Below are 9,656 nucleotides of genomic sequence, written 5' to 3'. Positions count from 1 at the left end.
GGAAGTTTTACGAGACGCATTTCTGAACAGTTCAGTCTTTCTTTTAGTCGGTAGTCTGCTGATTGGATTCTTAACAGGAGAACACGGTTGGCAGGTTTTAGAACCCTTTACTCAGGGAATGTTTTATGGCGTTCTCACCTTCTTTTTACTAGATATGGGGTTGGTTGCAGCTAGAAGAATTAAAGACTTGCAAAAAACTAGGGTTTTTCTGATCTCTTTTGCCATACTGATCCCAATAGTCAATGCAGTCATTGGGTTAGCGATCGCCAAAGTAATTGGTATGCCTCAAGGAGATGCACTTTTATTTGCTGTGTTGTGTGCTAGTGCTTCTTATATAGCTGTGCCAGCAGCGATGCGATTAACCGTTCCAAAAGCAAATCCCAGCCTTTATGTTTCTACTGCTCTGGCAATTACATTTCCGTTCAATATTATTGTGGGAATTCCGCTATATCTGTACGGGATTAACCTATTTTGGAGGTAATGTTATGCACCTAGTCAAAAAAATAGAAATTATTGCCAACTCTTTTGAACTGGCTAAAATTTTGGAGAGTTTAGACAAATCAGGTGGTAATATTGTTCCACCTTATGGAGCAGCTCATGGTGGTGAAGGGGCATCAATAGAATATGCGATTAACAGGTTGTGATCTGCGGTCATACCCACTGTGGAGCGATGAAAGGATTGCTGACACTGGATAGCCTCAAACAAGAGATGCCCGACTTCTTCAAGGATACCACTGGCGAATCAGGGGTATCACCCCTGCCTGATTGAGCGATTTTTGGTCATTCCACTAGATGTAGAGACGTAGCATTGCTAGATGTAGAGACGTAGCATTGCTACGTCTCTACTATCGTGCAGCGCAACGCACCATCTCCATATCGTCCTCTATCAGATAGGTTATACCATTTCACAAAAAGTCTGATACAAATACAAAGCGAGTACGGGATATCGCATCTCTACAAAATTTATGTGTATCGTGATTAACGTGAAATGGTATGAGTACAGAAGCTCAGGGTTTCGCTACGCTACACCCTCAGTAGTTCACCCAGTCTGCAAACCGATTTCAACCCCATCCATCACGACTGCTCGTTTCAGGGCATAAGTTCTATCCATAAACAGGTTATCATAGGGTACTAAGTTGAGTATGCCAAGACGTTCCAACAGTTGCTTAACTCTACCAACCGCACCAACAATAAACACCTGACAGCCTTTTTGTTTAAAATCTTTGATGACATTTTCGATCGCCAGCGCAGCAGTTTCATCCAGATAGCGAACATCGCTGAGATCCATCACTAAAGTATCACAATTTTTGATCGCTAAATGTTCGCGAACGATGGTTTTTGCAACCCCGAAACTCATCGGTCCACCCATGTAGAACAATGAGACTCGTCCATCGGCTAAATTGAGCAACTGCTTCTCTTCTAAATTCAGGGGAATAGTATCATCTGCATCACAAACTGCTTTGATCTGTTGAGCATGGACATTACTCAATTGCTCAATTGTCAGGAGGTTAGCAATAAACATTCCCACCCCAGCAGCAACCATCAGATCCATAAATACTGTCATTAGCAGTACCCCATACATAATCAAGCTTGATTTCCAGGGAACCTTATGTGATCGCTTCAAGAAGTTCCAATCGAGCATTTCAATTCCTACTGAAAAAGCAATCCCGGCTAATACCGCCATAGGAATGTTTTCTGCTAAGTCAGCAGCCCATAACACCACGACCAACATTAGTGCTGCACGAATTAAACCGGCAAGACCAGTCCTAGCTCCCACCTGGATATTGATCACTGTTCCCATCGTGGCACCAGAACCAGGAAGCCCGCCGCACAAACCAGCAACTAAATTTCCAATTCCCTGACCAATCAATTCCTGATCTTCGTAAGTCTCTGTGCGCGTCATACTATCAGCAATGACTGATGTCAGCAAGGCATCAATCGAACCCAGCATACCTAGCATGGCTCCATCAATCAACATCTGCATGGTTTGAGCAGGTGTGAAGGTAGGCATATATAGAGTAGGTAATCCTGATGGAATTTCACCGATCCGTCTTAACTCGACATTCTGGAACAAGGTAAAGGAAATGATTGTACCGATAACCAATGCTGCCAATTGTGATGGAAAATAGCGCCTGAATCTAGAGGGCATTAAGAAAATAATTGCCATCGTTGTAATTGCCAAGCCGGCTTCAATAGGATTCAGGTTTGCGAGAAGTTCGGGTACCTTTGTTAGCGTTCCCATTAAACCCCCTTCTGGGGCTGTATGTCCTAGAAATGGTGGTATCTGAAGAATAATCAGAATCACGCCTATTCCAGACATGAAGCCTGAAATAACGCTATAGGGCATGAGGATAATGTATTTGCCCAACTGGAAGATGCCAAAGAGGATTTGAAACACTCCAGACAGCATGACCACCGTAAACGCCATCGCCATGCCATGCTCCGGATTTCTGGCAATCATCGCGCTAATGATCGCTGTCATAAATACGGTTGTTGGCCCGGTTGGTTCAGAAATTTGAGTGGGTGTGCCACCAAACAGAGATGCAAAAAAGCCGACACAGATTGATCCATAAAGACCTGCTACAGGCCCTAGACCTGAAGCAGCACCGAACGCCAGAGCAATGGGTAATGAAACAATTGCATTGGTGATACCGCCAAAAATATCACCGTGTAAGTTTCGGAAATGAATTCTATTAGTCAACGGCATGATATTTAACTATCTTGAAATTGGAATAGTACTATGGCTGCACAGGTGAATTTTCGACCATCTGCAAGTTCCTTGCGATCGCAACTTGGCGCAGAGGTCGCTAAAGTTAGCGAAGATTTGAGGAGCGAGCAAATTGATTAACGAAGCGTCAAACATCTCAATTTGCTAGCGAGGATATGGAAACCTTACCCTGCTGACTTTATTCGCGGAGGGTGGAGTAGTTTATACACTCGTTGTCTGATTTATCACATGAGTGTCTAGCTTGCTAAAGAAGGATGCAGGAAGAAAGCTGCGGCTAGCATAGCATAAGTTATCAACAGTAAGATTCCCTCTAGCCAGTTAGCGCGTCTGTCGGTTTTGACAGAATTCGTCATTAAAACTGCAATGCCTAACCCCAAGACTGTAAAGTTGTCAAAGTCCAAGTTCATTGGTTTACCCATAATCAGACCAGCAAAAACTAAGATTGGAGTTACAAACATAGCAATTTGCAGGCTGGAGCCGATCGCAACTGAGGACGCTAACTCGACCTTATTTTTAGCGCCACAAATGCCGCAGGTAATGATTTCAACTGCTGCACCAAACATAGGAATCAGAATGACTCCAGTAAAAAGTTCTGTGACACCTGTGGTGGCGATCGCCTCTTCTAAACTGCTTACAAGTACTTCAGAAACAAATAACAGAACTATTGTTGTTGCCAGAAGCAGTCCAATGTGGAGTTTTAATTTATATAATCCTCTAGCTTCGCTACCGTAGCTTTCAGGTTCAGCATCCTCATCTAATCCGTAAAGATAGCTATGGGTTTTCATTGAGAACAGCAGCATCAAGATGTAACAGATGAGCATGAGTCCTGATGCAATATAAGAAAAACCATTAGTTGTTTCCAGGTACAAAGTAATAGAGGTAATCTCAATTGCAGTCGGAGCCAGCAAAAAAACAACCACCAAGTTAAGCAGAGAAGCATTTACTCTAGCAACTGTACCAAGATTTTCTGCATTCAGGCGAAAAGGTTGCTTCGGGACATGTAATCCCCCTAAGAATAGAGCGAAACCTAAACCTAATAATAGGTTTGCCATGATTGAGCCGATTAAACTAGCTTTGACTACTTCTATCAGTCCAGCTTGGAGAGCGACTACGGAGACAATCATTTCAGTCGCGTTGCCGAAGGTTGCGTTGAGCAAACCACCAAAGGTAGGGCCAATACGAGTAGCGATCGCTTCTGTAAAGTTGGCAATCCAGGCTGCTAAAGGAATAATTGCCAAACCTGCCATGATAAAGACAAGCAATGGATTAACATCCAGTCTGCTCAAAATCAAGCACATGGGTACAAAAATTAGCATCCGTAAAAGCAATGCATCTTTACGGGACATGAAGCGATTGCTTGTGCTTAATATCTGTTTGTTAGATTCTGTAACTGACATAGTTATCACTCTAAAGTTTGATTGTTTGACTGGAGAGAATGAAGAATGTGACAACTTCATAGGTGGTTAAACACCTAACTTAAATTCAGTACTATTTTGGTTATCAAACCACCCTGAATCAGCAAAGGTTTGTTGATTCACTGGGAAAAATCTATTTAATTTTTCTCAATATAAAAAATCCCCTAACAGAAGCAGCGTCTCAAAATAATATGCAAGCACTAGGAAAGTTAGTACTAAAAATGAACTTGAGCAAAATACTTGAAGATTAAGTCAAGACTAACTAAACTTTGACCTAGAAATTATTTATGAATAACATGAGGTTTGCTTGATTACCCAAAACTGACATCAAACCTCTCGTCTAAGCTTATAACTTATGACGAAAAGCCATATTATAGACGAGGAGTGCAGAAGCTACTGCACTCTTATGATCAACTATTTTCGTCTACATAAATCTCTTTATCTCTTTGCAAACAAGCAAGGTAAAAAGGTGTTAGAAGTCAGTTTTTTTGATGACGCAGGTAATACAATCAAATTGACATTACAGCTATTTTCTCATGGCTAAATCACCTTTATCTTAGCGGATTTTTGCCAATTCAATTTATTTGAGATTTTCAGATTTAGCTGAAGTTGAAGATTGCACTACTAGTACTGAGCAAGGTGCATGATGAGTGACATAGTTGCTAACACTACCCAAAATCAATTCACTAATTCCTGAAATTCCCCGACGTCCCATTACGATTAAATCAGCCTCCCAGGTTTTAGCTGTTTCGCAGATAATGCGGCTAGGACTACCTAAAATTTGAGAATACTCAGTTGATACACCTGCTGCAATTGCTTCATTTGCAAAAGATTTGAGTAAATCCAAACCAGGCTTCTCAAACTCTTCCCAGCGTTTCTTGCTTTCTGGAGTATTCATTAATGACAATATACTAGGGGTATCTTTGTCATCCAAAGATAGAACATGCAGTAATCTCAGGTTTGCCCCAGTTGCTTTTGCTAGGTCTAGTGCTTCCTGAAAAATAAACTTGCCAACGCTGTCAGAACTAGCAATTGGAACCAGTATTCTGTGTAGCATAACAATCTCCCAAATAATGAAATTTAAAAGGGAACAGGGAATGGGGAACTCGGGGCAATGGAGAACAGTAACTAGGAACTAGGGGCTAGTACTATTGACTAATGACCGATGACGACCCTAACTTGTACCAGACGTGCCATGGCACGTCTCTACATTCGTGCCGACCTATTTAGCACTGTTGATTGCTGTGTTGGTTGTATGGTTAATACCGAACATGGTGCGTAGTGCATAACGTAGTTACTAACACTTCCCCGTGCTAGCTCTTTGAGGGGAGACATTTTTTGATGTCCAACTATAATTAGGTCAGCCTTCCAAGACTTAGCAAGCTTGCAAATAGTGGAAGGGACAGATCCAGGGATTTGAGTGAAACCAGTGTTGATACCTGTGTAAGTGGCAATATTCTGACGAGTTTGTAATAGTTCTAGTCCCTTTTTACTGTACTCTTGCCATTTATCTAAATGTTCATCTAGATTTTTGAGATTTGGATAGCCAATCTCTAAATCCGACAAAACATGTAGTAACATCAAGCGTGCATGGGTTACTTTCGCAATCGAGAGTGCTTCCTCAAAAATATGTTGACTTGTTTCTGAGTTATCTAATGCCACTAAAATTCTTTGGAACATACAAATTCTTTTTGGAATTCAAAGCACAAATATTGTATTCAGCCCATTCTTTTCTAGGTAGAAGTTCATTGAAAATTTGGAATTACAGGATTCTAAGTTAACTTTATTGAACTCATTTTTTGCTATATATGAGTTCATTTTGAATATAGAACTGTAGAATTGCAATTTAGCTTGCTCAAGCTTATTGTTTCCAGAATGTAAGTTCATTTTTAATTGAAATAGAGTGTCAAGATAGCTAATCACAGCAAAATTCCACAACCAAACATGAAAATATCAATATTTCTACATCCCTACACCCTTACACCTCCATACCCATTTTCAAGACACATATTCAGTATGCCAAGAGAAAGGGACACCCTATGGATATCCCATGCTCTCTCTGGCTAAACTAAACTCTCGGTAGGAGATTGCACTCCGTAGATTACGGAATCAACTACATGGAAATACTTAGTTGTTGGTTCGTATACCCAAGCAACACCTTCTGGATCTTGGATTCTGCTCCACTCAATGAAACCTGGTCTGGAACGGTGACGTGTTAGTGCTTGTGGAGATAATCCCAAGCGTTTTGCTAATTCACTTTGCTTAAGTTTCACTGTTTTATTTTCAGAAGATTTTGCTGCCTTATCTGTGGTTGGTTGACTATTGACTTGGAAACTATTTGTTCCATTTAGAATGATGGCAGTATTTTCTTTATGACCATTACCATTTCCATTTTCATGGTTGCTATGTCCATTGGTGCTAGTTAGCTTGTCTTTCATCTGAGATTGCAATTGGGAAGAAACAAGAACCTCTTCAACCTGCACATCATAGGTTGGTAGAACTTGGTTAGATGTGGGTTGATGCTGGTGAAGCCGATTCTCTTGTTCGGCTATTTCGGCGGCACTGAGTGTATGTCCTAATGGAGTGACGTCACCCGGTCCCATCAGTGGACGCAGACCGTTGAGTTCTGCCAAAATAGCAGTACCATTGTTGATGACGACTGCCAAAATTGGATCGAGAGCAAAGAAAATACCTGAAAGTAGAGCGCCGAGGTTAGGAATTGCGACGATCGCTGTATTCTGCCAGATAATATCCATTGCTTGGCGGGCACATTTAATTGCCATGATTAAGCCGCGTAGGTCGTCTTCCATTAGTACCACATCAGCGGTTTCTCTGGCGATGTCTGTTGCACCTGCAAAGGAGATGGAAACATCGGCGTATGCTAAAGCTGCTGAGTCGTTGATGCCGTCTCCACAGAAGGCAACAGTTTTACCACTGTCGTGCAATCCTTTGACTACTTCAACTTTCCGCTCTGGGAAGGCTTCTGCATAGATGTTATCAGGATTCATGCCCAAGTTGCCAGCGATCGCTCTAGCTACTCGTGTGACATCTCCACTCAGCATGTAGGCGTTGATGCCCATTTCCTTCAGTTCTTTGATCACTGCCTTGCTTTCTTCGCGTGGTGGATCACTATAGCGAATCACACCTATTAGTTTGCCATCACCTGCCACGTATACTAGAGATTGCCCACCAGACTTGGCATCTGGGTAACGGCGATCGTATTCATCTAGATCGACGTTTTCCTGAGTCATGAACCGGGGACTACCTACAATGATCTGCATCCCATCGATTTTTGCGACTGCACCTAAACCGACTTTGTACTCCCACTCTTCACATTCCTTGAGAACGAGTCCCTTATCTCTAGCATTGTGAACGATTGCTTCAGCAATTGGGTGGGTCAGCCCTTGTTCCGCCGTAGCAGCGAGACACAATACCTCATCTTTAGTGAAGCGGTCATCCATAACATCAATGTCATTGACACCTGCATGTCCGATGGTCAATGTTCCTGTCTTGTCAAAGACAACGGTGTCGATGGTTGCCAAAATTTCAATGGCTCGACCACTGCGGATGAGGACGCCATTACGAGCAGCATAGGTAAGTACAGAGAGAATTGTTGTGGGGACGGAAACGCGAATGCCAGTACCAAAGTCTAGGGTCAATAGAGCAACTGCCCGATTCATGTTACCTGAAGCAAGTCCAACACCACCAGCAATTAACAGGGTAGGTAGTACAAACTGATTTGCCACTGTTGCCGCATAGTTTTCTACACGGGTATCATGCACCGGAGCCGCCTGCATCAAGTTGACGATCACACCAGCACGAGTATTATTACCAGTTCGTTCTGCCAGGATCGTCAAGTTACCATCTACTAACAGCGTTGAAGCAAACACCTCATCGCCTTCTCGCCGAGTCACAGGAACTGATTCTCCGGTCAGCTTGCACTGGTCAAGAATGCCAGTACCGGTCAAGATGATGCCGTCAACGGGAACCTGATCACCGGGGTATACCAGGACATGATCGCCTGGTACCACATCTTTTGTGTCGATTTCTATTTCCTGACCATCGCGAATGACGATGGTGGTTTTATTCAAGCAAGACATCAAGTCAAGATTGGCTCGCTCACTGCCACGAGCAGTCATATCCCGAACGGCTTCACCACCTTCTACTAAACCCAACATAAAGGAAGGTGCAAAGTAATGTCCTTGCAAGGTATGTAAAGAAATTGCCAAACCATCGAGGAAATCAATAGTAAGTTGTCGGTCTTGTTGAATTGCTTCCCATGCTCGTTTAAAGACTGGAATCGCACCGACAAATACCACACCTGCAATCACAAAACCTGGAATTGGCAAGCCAGCTAGTGCTCCCACACTCAACACCAAACCTGCAATGGGAAATCCTAATCGTTCTACAAAATCAACCTCATTATCAGCTTTTTTCTCTTCTTTTTCTCCTGTCCATCCAAGGGGAACTTCAACCTCAGATGCTCGCTGAATTGCAGTGAATAGCTTTTCTTGAACTATGGCAATGGCAGTTGCAGTTGGTTGATGTTTGTAACTAACTACTAGGGAACTAGCTTGGGCGTTGATTTCGACTTCTGTCACAAATTCGATTGTGTCAAGAACGTATTTAAGTTTAGTGGTGTACTCTTCATCTTCATGTATTCGGGGAATTCGGATGCGAAAACGTCCCGGTATCCAATGCACAACCTGATAATGGATATTTTCTGCCTGACTGGAGTGAGCCTCTACTGATATAACCAATCTATCCGCAACTGCTGTAACCGTCATAAGGCACTCCTAAATTGAGTTGTTGTCCAAGGTACAAATTTTAAGACAATAACTTGCTGTAAATTTTTGCAAGTCTTTACAGCTTGTAACTGTGAATGTGCATTCAGGAAGCTTTTAATTAGTCTCCTGAATGATCATAAATACATCAAAGTTTGGTAGGAATTTTTTGCCAAGCTTTGAACTATTAACTGTTGAAAGATCAAGTCATTTGTTAATTTGATTGACGTTTTTTGATTAGAATCAAAGAAGTTGATGATGATTATTAGTTAGATAATCATCAAATTACCAAAACTTGAGTGATATAAAAGTTTTAGCAACCTTCTTTTTTCGAGACAACATCAATTGTCGCCCCACAAATAAACCAACCATTTCCCAAGAAATGATTTATGCGTAGAAGTGTGATGTGTGTTTCTACTTTAAGGTTATCTCTAATTAAAGAAGAGTTTACATAAAAAATCAAATATAAAGATAGAAAGTTTTGTTAACTTTGTTTTAAGTAATTCATCATTTTTAAAAGAAGATTTAAATTTAACAATATTATACTATCAATCAATATGCTTTCTTTATGAGAGAAATTTTATTGATTATAGTAATGATAGAGAGCATGAGAAACTATTTTCGCGAATAATTTGAGAGATTTTGAAAAAATAGATTATTTACAGATAAATATATCAATTTTTAGATATAGAATGGTTTTCAATACTTTTGTTCCCTATATAGTCCTCT

Annotated in this window: 6 protein-coding genes and 2 pseudogenes; 3 read left to right on the top strand and 5 right to left on the bottom strand. The window is 41.5% G+C overall.

Translation table 11 applies throughout. From position 1 onward, the window contains the following. The 3 genes and pseudogenes from UYI_RS0122265 to UYI_RS39135 form a co-directional block, all read left to right on the top strand. Positions 1-481, top strand: a 481-nt coding sequence (locus UYI_RS0122265) for a sodium-dependent bicarbonate transport family permease (protein WP_016868891.1), incomplete at its 5' end; no start/stop codon positions are given. Positions 482-485: 4 nt separating this feature from the next. Next, a pseudogene (locus UYI_RS40030) lies at positions 486-566 on the top strand (P-II family nitrogen regulator); the annotation flags it as partial. Further along, positions 558-715, top strand: a pseudogene (locus tag UYI_RS39135) (carbonic anhydrase); the annotation flags it as partial. The pseudogenes UYI_RS40030 and UYI_RS39135, both read left to right, overlap by 9 nt. Positions 716-1,039: 324 nt before the next feature. Here UYI_RS39135 and UYI_RS0122255 read toward each other — a convergent pair. From UYI_RS0122255 to UYI_RS0122230, 5 genes are all read right to left on the bottom strand, one after another. Further along, positions 1,040-2,707 carry a SulP family inorganic anion transporter gene (locus UYI_RS0122255; protein ID WP_016868889.1) on the bottom strand — a complete coding sequence of 556 codons (1,668 nt, stop codon included), beginning with the start codon at positions 2,705-2,707 and terminating at the stop codon, positions 1,040-1,042. Positions 2,708-2,964: 257 nt separating this feature from the next. Beyond that, positions 2,965-4,074, bottom strand: coding sequence for a calcium/proton exchanger (gene cax, locus UYI_RS0122250; protein ID WP_016868888.1), 1,110 nt, complete (start codon positions 4,072-4,074; stop codon positions 2,965-2,967). A gap of 649 nt (positions 4,075-4,723) precedes the next feature. Beyond that, a complete protein-coding gene (locus tag UYI_RS0122240) occupies positions 4,724-5,200 on the bottom strand; it encodes a universal stress protein (protein WP_016868886.1) in 477 nt (158 codons plus the stop codon). Positions 5,201-5,349: 149 nt separating this feature from the next. Then, complete coding sequence (locus UYI_RS33170; RefSeq protein ID WP_016868885.1) at positions 5,350-5,823, bottom strand: universal stress protein; 474 nt, start codon at positions 5,821-5,823, stop codon at positions 5,350-5,352. A gap of 383 nt (positions 5,824-6,206) precedes the next feature. Next, positions 6,207-8,930: a heavy metal translocating P-type ATPase gene (locus tag UYI_RS0122230; RefSeq protein WP_016868884.1), complete on the bottom strand. Its 2,724-nt coding sequence runs from the start codon at positions 8,928-8,930 to the stop codon at positions 6,207-6,209. Positions 8,931-9,656 lie beyond the last annotated feature (726 nt).

Source organism: Fischerella muscicola PCC 7414 (assembly GCF_000317205.1).
Taxonomy (GTDB): Bacteria; Cyanobacteriota; Cyanobacteriia; order Cyanobacteriales; family Nostocaceae; genus Fischerella; species Fischerella muscicola.
Note: the sequence above shows the minus strand (reverse complement) of the source record. Positions and strands in the feature narration are given on the sequence as shown.